The sequence below is a fragment of the Mycobacterium sp. SVM_VP21 genome (assembly GCA_024758765.1).
Lineage (GTDB): Bacteria > Actinomycetota > Actinomycetes > Mycobacteriales > Mycobacteriaceae > Mycobacterium > Mycobacterium heraklionense_C.
The window spans coordinates 932,728-949,473 of the sequence record CP101406.1 but is presented as its reverse complement, the minus strand read 5'-3'; the positions used below and the strand labels follow the sequence as shown (position 1 = coordinate 949,473).

Annotated in this window: 19 protein-coding genes and 1 pseudogene; 15 read left to right on the top strand and 5 right to left on the bottom strand. The window is 66.6% G+C overall.

The genetic code is table 11. From position 1 onward, the window contains the following. The first annotated feature begins 6 nt into the window (after positions 1-6). From NM962_04720 to NM962_04710, 3 genes are read left to right on the top strand one after another with little or no spacing between them, the layout of a single operon-like run. On the top strand, positions 7-942 hold the full coding sequence (locus NM962_04720; GenBank protein ID UVO13430.1) for a crotonase/enoyl-CoA hydratase family protein: 936 nt from the start codon (positions 7-9) through the stop codon (positions 940-942). Between the two features lie 29 nt (positions 943-971). Next, complete coding sequence (locus tag NM962_04715; protein ID UVO14549.1) at positions 972-1,685, top strand: PaaX domain-containing protein, C- domain protein; 714 nt, start codon at positions 972-974, stop codon at positions 1,683-1,685. Further along, the gene (locus tag NM962_04710; protein UVO13429.1) at positions 1,682-2,443 is read left to right on the top strand and encodes a crotonase/enoyl-CoA hydratase family protein; all 762 of its coding nucleotides are present in this window, start codon (positions 1,682-1,684) and stop codon (positions 2,441-2,443) included. The genes NM962_04715 and NM962_04710 overlap by 4 nt, the downstream gene beginning before the upstream one ends. Before the next feature lie 26 nt (positions 2,444-2,469). Here the strand turns inward: NM962_04710 and NM962_04705 are convergent, their stop codons facing one another. Together NM962_04705 and NM962_04700 are read right to left on the bottom strand one after the other, a co-directional pair. Beyond that, the gene (locus NM962_04705) at positions 2,470-2,880 is read right to left on the bottom strand and encodes a DUF3060 domain-containing protein (protein UVO13428.1); all 411 of its coding nucleotides are present in this window, start codon (positions 2,878-2,880) and stop codon (positions 2,470-2,472) included. Further along, positions 2,877-3,242 (bottom strand): DUF3060 domain-containing protein, encoded by a 366-nt coding sequence (locus tag NM962_04700; GenBank protein UVO13427.1) that lies wholly within the window; start codon positions 3,240-3,242, stop codon positions 2,877-2,879. Before NM962_04700 ends, NM962_04705 begins: the two co-directional genes overlap by 4 nt. A gap of 140 nt (positions 3,243-3,382) precedes the next feature. Between NM962_04700 and NM962_04695 the strand changes: the two genes are divergently transcribed. The 6 genes from NM962_04695 to NM962_04670 all read left to right on the top strand — a co-directional run bounded on the left by NM962_04695 (position 3,383) and on the right by NM962_04670 (position 9,607). Beyond that, the gene (locus NM962_04695) at positions 3,383-4,012 is read left to right on the top strand and encodes a WHG domain-containing protein (GenBank protein UVO13426.1); all 630 of its coding nucleotides are present in this window, start codon (positions 3,383-3,385) and stop codon (positions 4,010-4,012) included. Between the two features lie 264 nt (positions 4,013-4,276). Beyond that, on the top strand, positions 4,277-4,651 hold the full coding sequence (gene rpsL, locus NM962_04690; protein ID UVO13425.1) for a 30S ribosomal protein S12: 375 nt from the start codon (positions 4,277-4,279) through the stop codon (positions 4,649-4,651). Beyond that, positions 4,651-5,121 carry a 30S ribosomal protein S7 gene (gene rpsG, locus NM962_04685; GenBank protein ID UVO13424.1) on the top strand — a complete coding sequence of 157 codons (471 nt, stop codon included), beginning with the start codon at positions 4,651-4,653 and terminating at the stop codon, positions 5,119-5,121. The genes rpsL and rpsG overlap by 1 nt, the downstream gene beginning before the upstream one ends. A 125-nt stretch (positions 5,122-5,246) precedes the next feature. Next, positions 5,247-7,298 (top strand): elongation factor G, encoded by a 2,052-nt coding sequence (gene fusA, locus NM962_04680; protein UVO14548.1) that lies wholly within the window; start codon positions 5,247-5,249, stop codon positions 7,296-7,298. A 91-nt stretch (positions 7,299-7,389) separates the two neighbouring features. Next, positions 7,390-8,580 carry an elongation factor Tu gene (gene tuf, locus NM962_04675; protein ID UVO13423.1) on the top strand — a complete coding sequence of 397 codons (1,191 nt, stop codon included), beginning with the start codon at positions 7,390-7,392 and terminating at the stop codon, positions 8,578-8,580. A 202-nt stretch (positions 8,581-8,782) separates the two neighbouring features. After that, positions 8,783-9,607 (top strand): mycofactocin-coupled SDR family oxidoreductase, encoded by an 825-nt coding sequence (locus tag NM962_04670; GenBank protein ID UVO13422.1) that lies wholly within the window; start codon positions 8,783-8,785, stop codon positions 9,605-9,607. 3 nt (positions 9,608-9,610) lie between these two features. Here NM962_04670 and NM962_04665 read toward each other — a convergent pair whose 3' ends face one another. Then, positions 9,611-10,417 (bottom strand): class I SAM-dependent methyltransferase, encoded by an 807-nt coding sequence (locus NM962_04665; protein ID UVO13421.1) that lies wholly within the window; start codon positions 10,415-10,417, stop codon positions 9,611-9,613. A 170-nt stretch (positions 10,418-10,587) separates the two neighbouring features. On the opposite strand from NM962_04665, the gene NM962_04660 reads away from it, so the two are divergent. The 5 genes from NM962_04660 to NM962_04640 all read left to right on the top strand — a co-directional run bounded on the left by NM962_04660 (position 10,588) and on the right by NM962_04640 (position 15,729). Beyond that, positions 10,588-11,769, top strand: a complete 1,182-nt coding sequence (locus tag NM962_04660) for an FAD-dependent oxidoreductase (GenBank protein UVO13420.1) — start codon at positions 10,588-10,590, stop codon at positions 11,767-11,769. 301 nt (positions 11,770-12,070) lie between these two features. Then, positions 12,071-12,832 carry a glucose 1-dehydrogenase gene (locus tag NM962_04655; GenBank protein ID UVO13419.1) on the top strand — a complete coding sequence of 254 codons (762 nt, stop codon included), beginning with the start codon at positions 12,071-12,073 and terminating at the stop codon, positions 12,830-12,832. Positions 12,833-12,854: 22 nt separating this feature from the next. After that, entirely contained in the window at positions 12,855-14,153 is a 1,299-nt protein-coding gene (locus NM962_04650; GenBank protein ID UVO13418.1) for an acyl-CoA dehydrogenase family protein, read from the top strand. Continuing rightward, a complete protein-coding gene (locus tag NM962_04645; GenBank protein ID UVO13417.1) occupies positions 14,150-14,761 on the top strand; it encodes a TetR/AcrR family transcriptional regulator in 612 nt (203 codons plus the stop codon). Before NM962_04650 ends, NM962_04645 begins: the two co-directional genes overlap by 4 nt. Continuing rightward, positions 14,761-15,729 carry an NADPH:quinone oxidoreductase family protein gene (locus NM962_04640; protein ID UVO13416.1) on the top strand — a complete coding sequence of 323 codons (969 nt, stop codon included), beginning with the start codon at positions 14,761-14,763 and terminating at the stop codon, positions 15,727-15,729. Before NM962_04645 ends, NM962_04640 begins: the two co-directional genes overlap by 1 nt. Here NM962_04640 and NM962_04635 read toward each other — a convergent pair. Continuing rightward, positions 15,716-16,162: a lipocalin-like domain-containing protein gene (locus NM962_04635; GenBank protein ID UVO13415.1), complete on the bottom strand. Its 447-nt coding sequence runs from the start codon at positions 16,160-16,162 to the stop codon at positions 15,716-15,718. The two genes, NM962_04640 and NM962_04635, sit on opposite strands and share 14 nt — an antisense overlap. Further along, positions 16,162-16,499, bottom strand: a pseudogene (locus NM962_04630) (acetyl-CoA carboxylase carboxyltransferase subunit). Before NM962_04630 ends, NM962_04635 begins: the two are co-directional and overlap by 1 nt. On the opposite strand from NM962_04630, the gene NM962_04625 reads away from it, so the two are divergent. After that, positions 16,447-16,719 carry a hypothetical protein gene (locus tag NM962_04625; GenBank protein ID UVO14940.1) on the top strand — a complete coding sequence of 91 codons (273 nt, stop codon included), beginning with the start codon at positions 16,447-16,449 and terminating at the stop codon, positions 16,717-16,719. The pseudogene NM962_04630 and the gene NM962_04625 sit on opposite strands and share 53 nt — an antisense overlap. The last annotated feature ends 27 nt before the right edge of the window (positions 16,720-16,746 follow it).

Genomic DNA, 16,746 nt, shown 5'->3' with positions numbered 1-16,746 from the left:
CCCGGCATGCGCCATCACATCGCCCCGGTCGAGTTCGACAACCTGCGGACGATGACTTACGAGGTCGCCGACCGCATCGCCCGAATCACCTTCAACCGGCCCGAGCACGGAAACGCGATCACCGCCGACACCCCGCTGGAACTGTCGGCCCTGGTGGAGCGTGCCGATCTGGATCCCAATGTGCACGTGATCCTGGTGTCGGGCCGCGGTGAGGGATTCTGCGCCGGTTTCGACCTGGGCGCCTACGCCGAAGGCTCATCGTCGGCGGGCGGAGAGAACTACCGGGGCAGCGTGCTCGACGGTAAGACGCAGGCCACCAACCACCGCTCGGATCAGCCGTGGGACCCGATGATCGACTATCAGATGATGAGCCGCTTCGTCCGCGGCTTCGCCTCGCTGATGCACGCCGACAAGCCCACCGTGGTGAAGATCCACGGCTACTGCGTGGCCGGCGGCACCGACATCGCCCTGCACGCCGACCAGGTGATCGCGGCGTCCGACGCCAAGATCGGCTACCCGCCGATGCGGGTATGGGGGGTGCCCGCGGCCGGGCTCTGGGCGCACCGGCTCGGCGACCAGCGCGCCAAACGCCTACTGCTGACCGGAGACTGCATCACCGGAGCCCAGGCCGCCGAGTGGGGTCTGGCGATCGAGGCACCCGAGCCGGCCGATCTCGATGAGCGCACCGAACGCCTGGTGGCCCGGATCGCCGCAATGCCGGTCAACCAACTGATCATGGCCAAACTCGCACTCAACACCGCACTGCTGCAGCAGGGCGTGGCCACCAGCCGGATGGTCAGCACCGTGTTCGACGGGGTGGCGCGGCATACGCCGGAGGGCCACGCCTTCGTCGCCGACGCGGTGCAGCACGGGTTCCGCGACGCGGTGCGGCACCGCGACGAACCCTTCGGGGACTACGGCCGACAGACCTCCGGGGTTTAGGGGGCCACCCGATGTCCGACACAGTGCGTATGACGGCCCGCTCGGTAGTTCTGTCGGTGCTGCTGGGAGCCCACCCGGCCTCGGCCACCGCGGCTGAATTGCTGCGACTGACAACAGATTTCGGCATAAAGGAAACGGCCCTGCGGGTGGCGTTGACCCGACTGGTCGCGGCCGGGGACCTGATCCGCTCAGTGGAGGGCTACGGACTGTCCGAGCGTCTGTTGGAGCGCCAACGCCAACAGGACGCGGCCCTGAATCCGCAGACCAGGAGCTGGGAGGGCAACTGGTTGGGCGTGGTGATCACCAGCATCGGCTGCGACGCGCGCACCCGGGCCGCGTTGCGCTCGGGGTTGGCCGAGCGGCGGTTCGCCGAGCTGCGTGAGGGGTTCTGGATGCGCCCGGACAACATCGACGTCGAGCTGGGTGAGAGTCTCGGGAGTTACACCCGGCTGCTCACCGCGCGTGACGAGAAGCCCGCCGAACTGGCTGCCACGCTGTGGGATCTGGCTGGGTGGGCGCAGACAGGACACGAGCTTCTCGCCGCCATGGCCGACGCCGACGACGTGCCAAGCCGATTCATCGTGGCCGCGGCCATGGTCCGCCACCTGCGCCGCGACCCGGTGCTACCGCCCGAACTGCTTCCGGCCGACTGGCCGGGGACCCGAATCCGCAGTCGCTACGCGGAGTTCGCCGCCGAACTGGTCGCGCGACGCGACGCGGACCGAGAGGCGGTGCTGCGATGAGTGCGGTGCGCGTGGAGCGCAGCGGCCCGGTCACCACGGTGGTCTTGGATCGGCCGCATGCCCGCAACGCCGTCGACGGCCCGACCGCCGCCGCGCTCTACCAGGCCTTCGACGAATTCGACCGCGATGCGAGCGCGTCCGTGGCCGTGCTGTGGGGAGACCACGGAACCTTTTGCGCAGGAGCCGATCTCAAAGCCTTGGGTACGCCGAACTCCAATCAGACCCATCGCAGCGGTCCGGGGCCGATGGGTCCAACCCGAATGATGTTGTCCAAACCGGTGATTGCCGCGGTCAGCGGCTACGCGGTGGCCGGTGGCCTGGAGTTGGCGCTGTGGTGCGACATGCGCGTGGTCGAGGCCGACGCGACTTTCGGCGTCTTCTGCCGACGCTGGGGCGTGCCGCTTATCGACGGCGGCACCGTGCGATTGCCCAGACTGATCGGACACAGTCGCGCCATGGACATGATCCTCACCGGCCGCGCGGTGAACGCCGAAGAAGCACTGGCGATCGGACTGGCCAATCGGGTTGTCCCCACCGGCGAGGCGCGCCGGGCAGCCGAGCAACTGGCCCTCGAACTGGCCGAGCTGCCCCAAGGTTGCCTGCGCTCGGATCGGATGTCGGCGCTGCGGCAGTGGGGGATGACCGAATCTCACGCGATGGACTCCGAATTCGAGAGCATCGAGCGAGTGGCTGACGAGGCGCTGCGCGGTGCGGGCCGCTTCGCCGGCGGGGCCGGCCGCCACGGCGCTAAGGCCTGATGCCTGATGCCGGTGGCCCGTCCCCGTCAGCGCTTGTCGGCGATGGTGTTGCCCGACCCGCGATTGTCGATTTTCGGGTCACCACCCCGGTAGGTGATGGCGTTGTTGAGCCCCGTGATCGTCAGTGCCTTGTCGATCCGCTCGATGGTGATGCGATTGTCGGCGCCGGCTACGCTCACCGCCTCGCAGCGGCCCCGGACCGTCAGCTTGTTGTTCGAACCGGCCACGTTCAGCGATTTGCCGTCGGCGCAGTCCAAGGCCGATGTGGCGCCGAACGATTCGTACCTGATCGTGTTGGCGAATCGGCCGTCGTAGTTCTGCGAGATCCGCGAGGACTTGGGTGGCGCCTCCGACTCGCAGCCGGTGAGCGCGACTGCGAGCACCGTCATTCCGCCGGCCAGCAGCGAGCAGAGATTTACCCGGAGAACGTGGGTCACGCCGCTACGCGTTGGAGCCGGTTGGTCATCCCCAGCTCGCGTCCGCGGTCGAACAGCAGTGGGTCACCATTGTGGTAGTACACGATGGTGTCGTTGCCGTAGACGGTGACGTCGTTGACGATGGTGTCGGCAATCACCGTGTTCTGCGAGCCCTGCGTGGTCACCGCCCAGCAGGTTCCCATCGCGTGGATGGTGAGGTTGACGCCGTTGATGAACAGCGTCCCGCCGTTGCAGTCCAGGGTGTGGGTCTCGTGCACCCCGTAGATGTGGATGTCGCCGGGCGCGGCGTGCGCGCTCGCGGCTGCCCCCAGTGAACCGGCGGCCAGACTCAGCAACGCACTCGCCAGCGCGGTCCATTTCATCTCCGAGCCCCTCTCACCGGACGCAATCTCGGGAAAGCTTACGTCGCACTTGCTGGCACGTACTCGGGTTCCCCCACTAATCGGTCGATTAGAGTTCTGTGCTGATCTCCTCCTGCCGGACGATACGAAGGGCCTACGCCATGCCAGCTCGACCAGACCCGCCCGCCGCGGGGGGTCGCTCGCGCGCCAACGGCAAAGCGGGGGCACGCCCGGTCAAGCTGAGCCGCGAGGTCATCGTCAATGCGGCTTTGAATTTCCTGGATCGCGAGGGCTGGGACGCGCTGACCATCAACGCGTTGGCCACCCAGCTGGGAACCAAGGGCCCGTCGCTGTACAACCACGTGCACAGCCTCAATGACCTGCGTCGCGCCATGCGGATGCGGGTGATCGACGACATTTTGGAGATGTTGACCCAGGTCGGGCAGGGCCGCGCCCGCGACGACGCGGTGCTAGTGATGGCCGGCGCCTATCGCAGCTATGCCCATCACCACCCGGGCCGGTATTCGGCGTTCACCCGGATGCCACTGGGCGGCGACGACCCGGAATACACCGCCGCGGCCACCCGGGCCGCCGCCCCGGTCATCGAGGTGTTGGCGTCCTACGGGCTCGAAGGGGACCGGGCGTTTCACGCGGCCCTGGAGTTCTGGGCTGCCATGCACGGATTTGTCCTGTTGGAGATGACCGGCGTGATGGATGACGTGGACACCGACGCCGTCTTCTCCGATATGGTGCGCAGGCTGGCCTCGGCGATGGACAGCCGCACCCAATAGTCGTGCACGGGGTGGGAGGGGCCGCAAGGGCCGCTGGGGACGCGCTTTGACCTGCCGGAGTGCAGCCGGGTATCGTCGTAGCTCGTGCCTGGCCACCGAGGCGCGTTTGGTGACATAACGCGCGCGCCTGGCCCAATTCGCATGTCCATTATGCAGCGGAGGAATCCGCGGCGGCCCATGCGACACGCCCGACCGCGGGGTAGCGGTGGGGCACAGACTGCAGGATTTACAAGAGTTTTGAACAGCGATACAGGAAGCCGGTAGATGCCAACCATTCAGCAGCTGGTCCGTAAGGGTCGCCGCGACAAGGTCGCCAAGGTGAAGACCGCGGCCCTCAAGGGCAGCCCGCAGCGACGGGGCGTGTGCACCCGCGTGTACACCACCACCCCGAAGAAGCCGAATTCGGCGCTGCGCAAGGTGGCCCGTGTGAAGCTGACCAGCCAGGTGGAGGTGACCGCCTACATCCCGGGTGAGGGTCACAACCTGCAGGAGCACTCGATGGTGCTGGTGCGTGGTGGTCGTGTGAAGGACCTGCCGGGTGTGCGCTACAAGATCATCCGCGGCTCGCTGGACACCCAGGGAGTCAAGAACCGCAAGCAGGCCCGCAGCCGCTACGGCGCGAAGAAGGAGAAGAGCTGATGCCGCGCAAGGGCCCCGCACCCAAGCGTCCGCTGGTCAACGACCCCGTCTACGGGTCGCAGCTGGTCACCCAGTTGGTCAACAAGGTGCTGCTGGACGGCAAGAAGTCGCTGGCCGAGCGCATCGTCTACGGCGCTCTCGAGCAGGCTCGGGACAAGACCGGCACTGACCCGGTCGTGACGCTCAAGCGTGCAATGGACAACGTCAAGCCGGCCCTCGAGGTTCGCAGCCGCCGCGTCGGTGGTGCCACCTACCAGGTGCCGGTCGAGGTGCGCGCCGAGCGCTCCACCACGCTGGCGCTGCGCTGGCTGGTGAGCTTCTCGCGGGCTCGCCGGGAGAAGACCATGATCGAGCGCCTGGCCAACGAGATCCTGGATGCCAGCAATGGCCTGGGTGCTGCCGTCAAGCGGCGTGAAGACACCCACAAGATGGCCGAGGCCAACCGGGCGTTCGCGCACTACCGCTGGTGATCGCGTCGGCTTAACCGCCGACCGCACTTGCGACAACAAGCAATTGAAGTAACCGAAAGAGTGGGAAGACTGCTGTGGCACAGGATGTGCTGACTGACCTGAACAAGGTCCGCAATATCGGCATCATGGCGCACATCGATGCGGGTAAGACGACGACGACCGAGCGGATCCTGTACTACACCGGCGTCAACTACAAGATCGGTGAGACGCACGACGGTGCCTCCACGACCGACTGGATGGAGCAGGAGCAGGAGCGCGGCATCACCATCACCTCCGCCGCGGTGACCTGCTTCTGGAACAAGAACCAGATCAACATCATCGACACCCCGGGCCACGTCGACTTCACCGTCGAGGTGGAGCGCTCCCTGCGTGTCCTTGATGGCGCCGTTGCCGTGTTCGACGGCAAGGAAGGCGTGGAGCCGCAGTCCGAGCAGGTGTGGCGGCAGGCCGACAAGTACGACGTGCCCCGGATCTGCTTTGTCAACAAGATGGACAAGCTCGGTGCGGACTTCTACTTCACCGTGCGCACCATTGAAGAGCGCCTCGGCGCTCGCCCGCTGGTGATCCAGCTGCCGATCGGCGCGGAGAACGACTTCGAGGGCATCGTCGACCTGGTCGAGATGAACGCCAAGGTGTGGCGCGGCGAGACCAAGCTCGGTGAGACCTACGAGACCATCGAGATCCCGGCCGACCTGGCCGACAAGGCCGACGAGTACCGGACCGCTCTGCTGGAGGCCGTCGCCGAGACCGACGAGGCTCTGCTGGAGAAGTACCTCGGCGGCGAGGAGCTCTCGACCGAGGAGATCAAGGGCGGCATCCGCAAGCTGACGGTCGCCTCCGAGCTCTACCCGGTGCTGTGCGGCAGCGCGTTCAAGAACAAGGGTGTCCAGCCGATGCTGGACGCGGTGATCGACTACCTACCGTCGCCGCTGGACGTCGAGTCCGTGCAGGGCCACGTGCCCGGCAAGGAAGACGAGGTCATCAGCCGCAAGCCCAGCATCGACGAGCCGTTCTCGGCGCTGGCGTTCAAGATCGCGGTGCACCCGTTCTTCGGCAAGCTCACCTACGTCCGGGTGTACTCGGGCAAGGTGGAGTCCGGCACGCAGGTGGTCAACTCGACCAAGGGCAAGAAGGAGCGGCTGGGCAAGCTGTTCCAGATGCACTCCAACAAGGAGAACCCGGTCGACTCGGCGTTCGCCGGCCACATCTACGCGATGATCGGCCTCAAGGACACCACCACCGGCGACACCCTGTGCGACCCGAACAACCAGATCGTGCTGGAGTCGATGACATTCCCGGCTCCGGTCATCGAGGTGGCCATCGAGCCCAAGACCAAGAGTGACCAGGAGAAGCTGAGCCTGGCCATCCAGAAGCTGGCCGAAGAGGACCCGACCTTCAAGGTCCACCTCGACCAGGAGACCGGTCAGACCGTGATCGGCGGCATGGGCGAGCTGCACCTGGACATCCTGGTGGATCGCATGCGCCGCGAATTCAAGGTCGAGGCTAACGTCGGCAAGCCGCAGGTGGCCTACAAGGAGACCATCCGCAAGAAGGTCGAGAAGGTCGAGTACACCCACAAGAAGCAGACGGGTGGCTCGGGCCAGTTCGCGAAGGTCCTCATCGACATCGAACCGTTCACCGGCGAAGACGGTGCGACCTACGAGTTCGAGAACAAGGTCACCGGTGGCCGCGTGCCCCGCGAGTACATCCCCGCGGTGGACGCCGGAGCCCAGGACGCCATGCAGTACGGCGTGCTGGCCGGCTACCCGCTGGTCAACATCAAGGTCACCCTGACCGACGGTCAGTACCACGACGTCGACTCCTCCGAGATGGCCTTCAAGGTGGCTGGCTCGCAGGCGCTGAAGAAGGCTGCCGCTGCCGCGCAGCCGGTGATCCTGGAACCGATCATGGCCGTTGAGGTCACCACGCCCGAGGACTACATGGGCGATGTGATCGGCGACCTGAACTCCCGCCGTGGCCAGATCCAGGCCATGGAGGAGCGCAGCGGTGCGCGCGTCGTCAAGGCGCAGGTGCCGCTGTCGGAGATGTTCGGCTACGTCGGAGACTTGCGGTCGAAGACCCAGGGCCGGGCGAACTACTCCATGGTGTTCGACTCCTACGCCGAAGTGCCGGCGCAGGTGGCGAAGGAGATTATCGCGAAGGCAACGGGCGAGTAACTAGCTTCCCGCCCGTGCCGCTACGGTGGCACAAACCAAAAAAGATCAATCCTGCTGTAACCCAGCACCAACAAGTCCAGGAGGACAAGAAGTGGCGAAGGCGAAGTTCGAGCGGACGAAGCCGCACGTCAACATCGGGACCATCGGTCACGTTGACCACGGCAAGACCACGCTGACCGCGGCTATCACCAAGGTTCTGCACGACAAGTACCCGGCCCTCAACGAGTCGCGTGCGTTCGACCAGATCGACAACGCGCCCGAAGAGCGTCAGCGCGGTATCACGATCAACATCTCCCACGTGGAGTACCAGACCGAGAAGCGGCACTACGCCCACGTCGACGCGCCGGGCCACGCTGACTACATCAAGAACATGATCACCGGTGCTGCCCAGATGGACGGCGCGATCCTGGTGGTCGCGGCCACCGACGGCCCGATGCCGCAGACCCGCGAGCACGTGCTGCTGGCCCGTCAGGTCGGTGTGCCCTACATCCTGGTGGCGCTGAACAAGTCCGACATGGTCGACGACGAAGAGCTCCTCGAGCTCGTCGAGATGGAGGTCCGCGAGCTGCTGGGTGCCCAGGAGTTCGACGAGGAGGCCCCGGTGGTTCGGGTGTCGGCTCTGAAGGCGCTCGAGGGCGACGAGAAGTGGGTCAAGTCCGTCGAGGACCTGATGGACGCCGTCGACGAGTCCATCCCGGACCCGGTTCGCGAGACCGACAAGCCGTTCCTGATGCCGGTTGAAGACGTCTTCACCATCACCGGTCGTGGCACCGTGGTCACCGGTCGTGTCGAGCGTGGCGTGATCAACGTGAACGAGGAAGTCGAGATCGTCGGCATCCGTCCGGACACCACCAAGACCACCGTCACCGGTGTGGAGATGTTCCGCAAGCTGCTGGACCAGGGTCAGGCCGGCGACAACGTCGGTCTGCTGATCCGTGGTATCAAGCGTGAGGACGTCGAGCGTGGCCAGGTTGTGGTCAAGCCCGGCACCACCACCCCGCACACCGAGTTCGAGGGTCAGGCCTACATCCTGTCCAAGGACGAGGGCGGCCGCCACACGCCGTTCTTCAACAACTACCGTCCGCAGTTCTACTTCCGCACCACCGACGTGACCGGTGTGGTGAGCCTGCCGGAGGGCACCGAGATGGTGATGCCCGGTGACAACACCGAGATGACCGTCAAGCTGATCCAGCCTGTCGCCATGGACGAGGGTCTGCGGTTCGCCATCCGTGAGGGTGGTCGTACCGTCGGCGCCGGCCGGGTCGTCAAGATCATCAAGTAGTTCCTGCACTTCAGTCGCGAAGGCCCCCTTTCCCGCGTGGAAAGGGGGCTTTTGCGTCTGTCCACGGTGGTGACCGGCCGTAGCGGTACCGTGGCGCTCATGTTGTGGCGTTACGTGAAGGAGAAGCGCCGGCAGATCATCGCAGACTTGTGAGCTTGACCGAAAGTAGAACACGTTCTAATTCGGCTGCTAGCCTGAACCCGTGAACGCGAATGGGACTTTGCAGGGACGCGTCGCCTTCGTCACCGGGGCCGCTCGCGGCCAGGGCCGGGCGCACGCGATCCGGTTGGCGGCCGAAGGCGCCGACATCATCGCCGCCGACATCTGCGCGCCGGCGTCGGACAGCATCACCTATCCGGCCGCCACACCCGACGACCTCGCCGAGATGGTCCGTGGGGTCGAGGCGCAGGGCCGCAAGGTGCTGGCCCGTTCGGTCGACGTCCGCGACGACGCCGCACTGCGATCCCTGGTCGCCGACGGGGTGGAACAGTTCGGCCGGCTCGACGTGGTGGTCGCCAACGCCGGCGTGCTGAGCTGGGGGCGGCTCTGGGAGCTCACCGACGAGCAGTGGAACACCGTCATCGACGTCAACCTGACCGGCACCTGGCGCACCATCCGGGCCGCGGTGCCGGCGATGATCGAGGCCGGCAACGGCGGCTCGATCGTGATCGTCAGTTCCTCGGCCGGCCTCAAGGCCACCCCCGGCAACGGGCACTACGCGGCCTCCAAGTACGGCCTGGTGGCCCTGACCAACACCCTGGCGCTGGAGGCCGGCGAGCACGGGATCCGGGTCAACTCGATTCACCCGTACTCCGTCGACACCCCGATGATCGAGCCGCAGGTGATGGCCAAGATCTTCGGCGAGCACCCCGACTACCTGCACGCCTTCCCTCCGATGCCGTTGCGTCCCAACGGTTTCATCACCTCCGAAGAGGTGGCCGACGTGGTCGCGTGGCTCGCCGGCGATGGCTCGGGCGTTCTGACGGGTCTGCAGATCCCCGTCGACAAGGGCGCACTGAAGTACTGAGCGTCACCCGAAGTCGAGCACGGTGATGGACGGCCGCGCCCGCCGCACGAAGCCGATCCTGTCCAGCTGTCGGATGTACTTCGCGTTCCAGACACCGCGCCCGGAGGGCAGCGGCACATCGCGCGCGGAGACCACGCCGGGCAGCGTGGTGAGTGCCGTGGCCTGCTCGGATGTCATCGCGAACGGCATTGGCGGCGCCACGTAGCGGTCGGAGAGCCGCATACCGCGCAGCGTCCGCCGGCTGAACCAGTGCGGAATGTTGTCGAACACCATCCGGCCGCCGGGGAACCGCTGGGCGCAGGCGGCGATCAGCCCCAGGGCTTCCTCGGGCTGCAGGTACATCAACAGTCCCTCGGCGGTCACCAGGACCCCGGCGCCGATGTCCACCTTGTCCATCCAGCTCAGGTCGAGCGCGGACTGCGCGAGGGTTATCACCCTCTCGTTCGCCGGCAGCAGGTTGTTGCGAAGCTCCACCACCGGCTCCAGGTCGATGGTGTACCAAGTGAGTTCACCGTTATCCAGCCTCCAGAAGCTGGTCTGCAGACCCTCGGCCAATGCCACCACAGATCCTTTTGGGTGCGAGGCGAGGTAATCGCGGGTCTGTTGGTCGAAGGCCAGTGCGCGCAGCGGATGAGCCTGGGAGGGGCGGCCGAACTTGCGGTAGTCGTACTGAATCGAATCGAACAGCTCCGCCGCCATCGGGTCATCGATGACGCTGTCGCTGCGTTTGGCCTCGCTGCCCCGATTGTGCAGGGTCCACAGGGTGGTCGCCGATACCCCCGTGAGGCATTCGCCGTTGATCGTGGTCATGGGTGTCCTCACTTCGTCCTTGGGCCGAGCCGCTGGCGCCACTGTAGGCACTGGGCCATTTCTTCGGGGGGTATGAATAGCGCTACAAACTGGGTCGAACATGCTCAAAACGGCGCCAGGGCCCCAAGGCGGGTGCATCGCGGCGCGGCTCGGTCGTGTAGAAAATCCTGATGGTCACTTCTGGAAACGGCATCGTTATCGTTGGCGGCGGCCTGGCGGCTGTCCGCACCGCCGAGGAATTGCGGCGCGAAGAATACGCGGGGCCGATCACGATCGTCTCCGACGAGACTCGCCCGCCCTATGACCGGCCGCCGCTGACCAAAGAGGTGCTGCGCGGCGAGCGCGACGACACCACGCTCGAGCCCCCGGAGTTCTACGCCTCCCACGACATCAGCCTGCGGCTGGGTTGCGGTGCTCGCAGTGTCGACGCCGCGGCGCAATCGGTGACGCTGGCAGACGGCAGCGTGCTGGGCTACGACCAACTAGTGATCGCCACTGGTCTGGTGCCGCGGCGTATCCCGAGTTTCGGTGACTTGGACGGCATCCGGGTGGTCCGGTCCTTCGAGGACAGCCTGGCGTTGCGCGAAGACGCGGCCGGCGCCAGTCGGGCGGTGGTGATCGGCGCCGGCTTCATCGGTTGTGAGGCGGCGGCGAGCCTGCGCAAGCTGGGCGTGGACGTGGTGTTGGTCGAGCCGCAGCCCACCCCGCTGGCCGCCGTGCTCGGTGAGCAGATCGGCGAACTGGTGGCGCGGTTGCACCGGGCCAACGGCGTCGATGTCCGCAGCGGCGTCGGGGTGGCCGAGGTTCGCGGCGCCGGCCGCGTCGAGACCGTGGTGCTCACCGACGGCACCGAACTGACTGCCGACGTGGTGGTGCTGGGCGTGGGTTCGCGGCCGGCGACCCAGTGGCTGGACGGCTGCGGGATCGATGTCGACAACGGAGTGGTGTGCGACGCGACCGGGCGCACCAGTGCGCCGAACGTGTGGGCCGTGGGCGACGTCGCGTTCTGGCGGGGCCGCGACGGGCACCAGGTGCGCGTCGAGCACTGGAGCAATGTCGTCACCCAGGTGCGGGTAATGGTGCCGACCATGCTGGGCCGGGAGTCGCTGCATGACGTCGCGGTGCCGGCGTACTTCTGGAGCGACCAGTACGACGTGAAGATCCAGTGCCTGGGCGAGCCGGAGGCCACCGATATCGTGCACCTGGTCGAGGACGACGGCCACAAGTTCCTGGCCTACTACGAGCGCAACGGTGTGCTCGCCGGTGTGGTCGGTGCGGGCCGGCCCGGCAAAGTGATGGGTGCGCGGGGCAAGATCATCGCCGGTGCCCCCATTTCCGAAGTGCTGGGCTGACCAAGCCCCTACCTGTTCGCACGAGCACAGTTCCTTTTCGCGCAGCACGGCGGGTTTGCACGGCAACACGCCGTGCTGCGCGTACGACCATGCATGCTCGCGCGCTCCAGGTTGTGGGGTTTCCATCGCCGACCCCATAAAGAATCGCTGAAGCCGACCAATCTCCAGGTGGAGAACGCTATTCTCTGTCCCGGTGACCGAGGCGACCCGAAGATCGCCGCTGCCATGGGCCCGATGATCCCGCAGTTGATCAGCGTCGCAGCCGAACTCGCCCGCTCTCTACCGGCACAGTGAGGTTGACATGGGGTACGCGGATTCGCTCTTCGACCTGACCGACCGGGTGGTGCTGGTTACCGGCGGCAGCCGCGGCCTGGGGCGCGAGATGGCGCTGGCGGCGGCCCGGTGCGGCGCCGATGTGGTGATCGCCAGCCGCAAACTCGAAGCCTGCCAGGCCACCGCCGCCGAGATCGAGTCCGAGACGGGACGCACCGCCCTGCCCTATGCGGTGCACGTCGGGCGCTGGGATCAGCTCGACGGCTTGGTCGATGCGGCCTACGAGCGGTTCGGGCGGGTCGACGTGCTGGTCAACAACGCCGGTATGTCGCCGGTCTACGACAAGCAGACCGACGTCACCGAGAAGATGTTCGACGCCGTGGTGAATCTGAACCTCAAAGGCCCGTTTCGGTTGTCGGCGTTGATCGGCGAACGGATGATGGCTGCGGGCCGCGGATCGATCATCAATGTCAGCACCCACGGTTCGCTGCGCCCGCACCCGTCGTTCATCCCGTATGCGGCAGCCAAGGCCGGACTCAACGTCATGACCGAGGCTTTGGCCCAGGCGTTCGGCCCCACGGTGCGGGTCAACACCTTGATGCCCGGGCCGTTTCTGACCGACATCTCCAAGGCGTGGGATTTCGGGGAAGCCGACAACCCGTTCGGCGCCGCCGCATTGCGGCGCGCCGGGAATCCTCCGGAGATCATCGGTGCGGCACTGTTTTTGATGTCGGATGCCTCCAGCTTCACCACCGGCTCGATCGTGCGGGCCGACGGCGGCAGTGTCTGATTCACCGTGAAAGGAACGGGAAATGGCGTGGGACTTCTCTACGGAACCCGAGTTTGAGGCGAAGCTCGACTGGATCCGGGCGTTCGTGCGCGAGGAGGTGGAGCCCCTCGAAGTACTGTTTCCCGGCTGCGAATACCTGCCGCTGACCGACGAACGCCGCCGGATCGTCGACCCGCTCAAGGCCCAGGTGCGCGAACAGGGCCTGTGGGCACCGCATCTGGGGCCCGAGCTGGGTGGCCAGGGGTTCGGGGCGGTCAAGTTGACCCTGATCAACGAGATCCTGGGCCGGTCCAGCTGGGCACCCATCGTGTTCGGCACCCAGGCCCCCGACACCGGCAACGCCGAAATTCTGGCTCGGTTCGGCACGACAGAGCAGAAGGACAGCTATCTGGCCGGATTGCTGTCGGGGGAGATCTTCTCCTGCTTCTCCATGACGGAGCCGCAGGGCGGCGCTGATCCGCGGGTGTTCACCACCCGGGCCGTCCGAGACGGCGACGATTGGGTGATCACCGGGCGTAAGTACTTCTCCTCCAACGCCTCGGTGGCGTCGTTCTTCATCGTGGTGGCCATCACCGACCCGGATGTTCCGGTGCACCGTGGGGCGTCGACGTTCCTGATCCCGGCCGGTACCCCGGGTCTGGTCGTCGAAGCCACCCACCATCTGGTGGGTTCGCATCCGCATGAGGCCGGGCATTCGCTGGTGCGCTACGACAAGGTGCGGGTCCCGGCCGACGCCATCCTGGGGGAGCCGGGTCAAGGCTTCCTGATCCTGCAGAGCCGGCTGGCCGGCGGCCGATTGCATCACGCTATGCGTTCGATCGGGGTGGCGCAGCGCGCCATCGACATGATGGCCCGGCGCGCCAAAAGCCGCTTCACTCAAGGCAGTTCGTTGGCCGACAAGCAGCTGGTGCAGGCGTTCATCGCCGACTCCTATGCGGAGCTGATCCCATTTCGGCTGACGGTGCTGCACGCCGCGTGGCTGATCGACAGCGGCGACGAGAAGGCGGCCCGGGCCGAGATCGGGGTCTGCAAGATTCTGGCGTCGCAGGTGCTCAAGTCGATCGGTCTGCGCGCGATCCAGGTGCACGGCGCGATGGGTCTGACCGAGCAGTTGCCGCTGACCAATGTGCTCCTTGGTGGGGTGGCGCTGGGCCTGGCCGACGGTCCCACCGAGGCGCACAAGGTGAACCTAGCTCGCTTACTGCTCAAGGATTACGAGGCCGAGGACCCGGAGTGGCCCAGCGAATTCCTGGACAACCGCATCGAGGCCGCCCGCGCGAAGTACGGCGACCGCCTTGACCGGATCCCGGCGGTGCCATGACCACACGTGTCGATGCCGCGGTGCACCGCGGCATTGACGACCGCCAGCGTGAGGCCACCGCCGAAGTGGAGCGGATCCTGGCCGCAGCGGTGACAGTGCTGCAGCGCAGTGCACCCGACCCGCCCCGGGTGTGCGACATCGTCGCCGAGGCGGGCTCGTCGAACAAGGCGTTCTACCGTTATTTCGCCGGCAAGGACGACGTGATCTTGGCCGTGATGGAGCGCGGTGTCGCGATTGTGGGGTCCTATCTGGAGCAGCAACTGGCCAAGGAATCCACACCTGTAGCCAAGGTCGAGTGCTGGATCCGCGGCGCCCTGGCGCAGTTGTCCGATCCGCACCTGCTGAGCCTGAGCCGCGCCGCGAGCACCCAGCTGGCGGTCAGTGCCGAGCGGCCGCGCTCCGATGAGGACATCCTGGCGCCGTTGCGCGATCTGCTCACCGCACCGATCAGTGCGCTCGGCGGCGACGACCCCCGCCGGGATGCCGACCTGGTCTTTGGCGCTACCTTGTCGACCATGCGTGGCTACCTCAATTCCGGCCGGCGACCGAAGCGGGCCGATGTGGATCATCTTGTGGCGTTCTGCCTTCGCGGACTGGGGGCGTTCTGATGCGCGCGATCGTCTGCGAGCAGTACGGCCCGCCGGAAGATCTGGTGCTTCGGGAGCTGCCCGACCCGACGCCCGGGCCCGGCACGCTGGTGGTCCGGGTGCGGGCCGCGGCGGTCAACTTCCCCGACGTGCTGCTGATCGACGGCAAGTATCAGCTGAAGATCCCGGCACCGTTCACCCCCGGAAGCGAACTAGCCGGTGATGTGATCGCCGTCGGTGAGGGGGTGCCGTTCGCTGTCGGCGACCGGGTGGCCGGCGCCTCGTTCGTGGGAGGTTTCGCCGAGCAGGCGCTGGTTCCCGCGCCGGCTGTGAGTGCCATCCCCGACGGTATCGATTACGCGGCCGCGGCCGGCTTCGGAGTCACCTACCGCACGGCCTATCACGCGCTGCGCTCGGTTGCCCAAGTAGCAGAGGGTGATTGGGTGGTGGTGCTGGGCGCAGCCGGCGGTGTCGGACTGGCCGCCGTCGACCTGGCGGTGGCGATGGGCGCGAAAGTGCTTGCCGCGGCATCCAGCCCGGAGAAGCTGGAGGTGTGCCGCCAGCGCGGTGCTGCCGCGACGGTCGACTACGACCGGGAGGACCTCAAGACGCGGATCCGGGAGATCACCGGCGACGGTGCGCAGGCGGTGCTCGACCCGGTCGGCGGTTCCTATGCGGAGCCGGCGCTGCGCAGCCTGGCCCGCGGCGGGCGCTTCATCACCTTGGGCTATGCCGCTGGATCGATTCCGGCGATCCCGCTGAACCTGGTGATGCTCAAGGGCATCACGGTGCAGGGCATGGAGATCCGGACGTTCGCCACCGACTTCCCGGCGGAGAACGAGCGCGATCTTGCCGAACTGCGGCAGCTGTTCGCCGAGGGCAAGGTCAGCCCCTACATCGGCGCCCGATTCCCGCTCGCCGAGACCGCAACGGCACTGCGCTACGTGGCCGACCGCAAGGCGGTCGGGAAGGTCATTATCGACGTCTGACCCAGACCAAGGTGTTGAGCGTCGTCACACCGTCGTTGGTGCTCGTCGCCGAAAGCGTCAGCCGGTCGCCGTCCACGCGTGCCTGCCGGGGCTGCGGGCTCGCCAGCAGTTCCGGCAGCATTGAGACGCTGACTTCGTGGTGCACGGTCGCGGTGTCCTCGTCGACGCGAAATCGGCCACCGTAGGCGATATAGGCAGCCACCGCGGCATCGGCGCTGCCGGTCAGTTGTGCGGACATATACCCGTCGGCGGTGTAGAGGATCAGACCGCGCGGCGCGGTGCCCAAGGGGTATGACACCGCGCCGGTGACGGTGTCGAGGGGCTCATGCCGCGGTCCCAGCTTCGCCTCTCCTGCGTCGAGCCTCGCTGAACCGCGGGACTCGAACGACGACAGCTCCCAGCCACCCAGCAGCGCTTCGCGCAGAATGCTCATCAGGGCATGATGACGGTTCGGGTCACCGGCTCGGCGGCGGCCTGGCGGCTGCGCAGCTCGCGCTGCAGGGCGGAGTGCTATGACGCCTGCAGTTCGGTGTCGCACAGTTTGGCGGCCAGATCTTCCCGGCATGTGGCGCTGCGCTGAGCGCGGCCGCACTCATCGCGCCCATCGTCGCCCCGGGATAGGCGAACGTCGCCACCGGGGAGTCGAATCCCAGCAGCGACATCACCATGGAACCGAAGCTGTAGGCCTTGCGCAGCGTCAGATGCAGTTTCACGGTGGTGGCTGCGGTCTGGGCAGCGAACATCCGGGCGCCGCCCCGCAACATTCCGGTGGCGCTGTCCACCGACACGCCCTTCGGCGACGGTGATCGGGGGGCGGCCATGCGTGCCGCGGTGCACCGGACCACGCCGATCGGCCCGCGACATCGCGCGGCATCGCCGTCGGTCAGCTCGGTGATGCCGTGCGTGCTCAGCGGTTATCCGATTGCCCTCGACGCCGACTTGGTGGCAGTCACGGTCGTGGCCGGTGCCGCGGTGCACGGCGGTCGGTAGCCTGGCTAGATAGTTTGCAGTATTTAT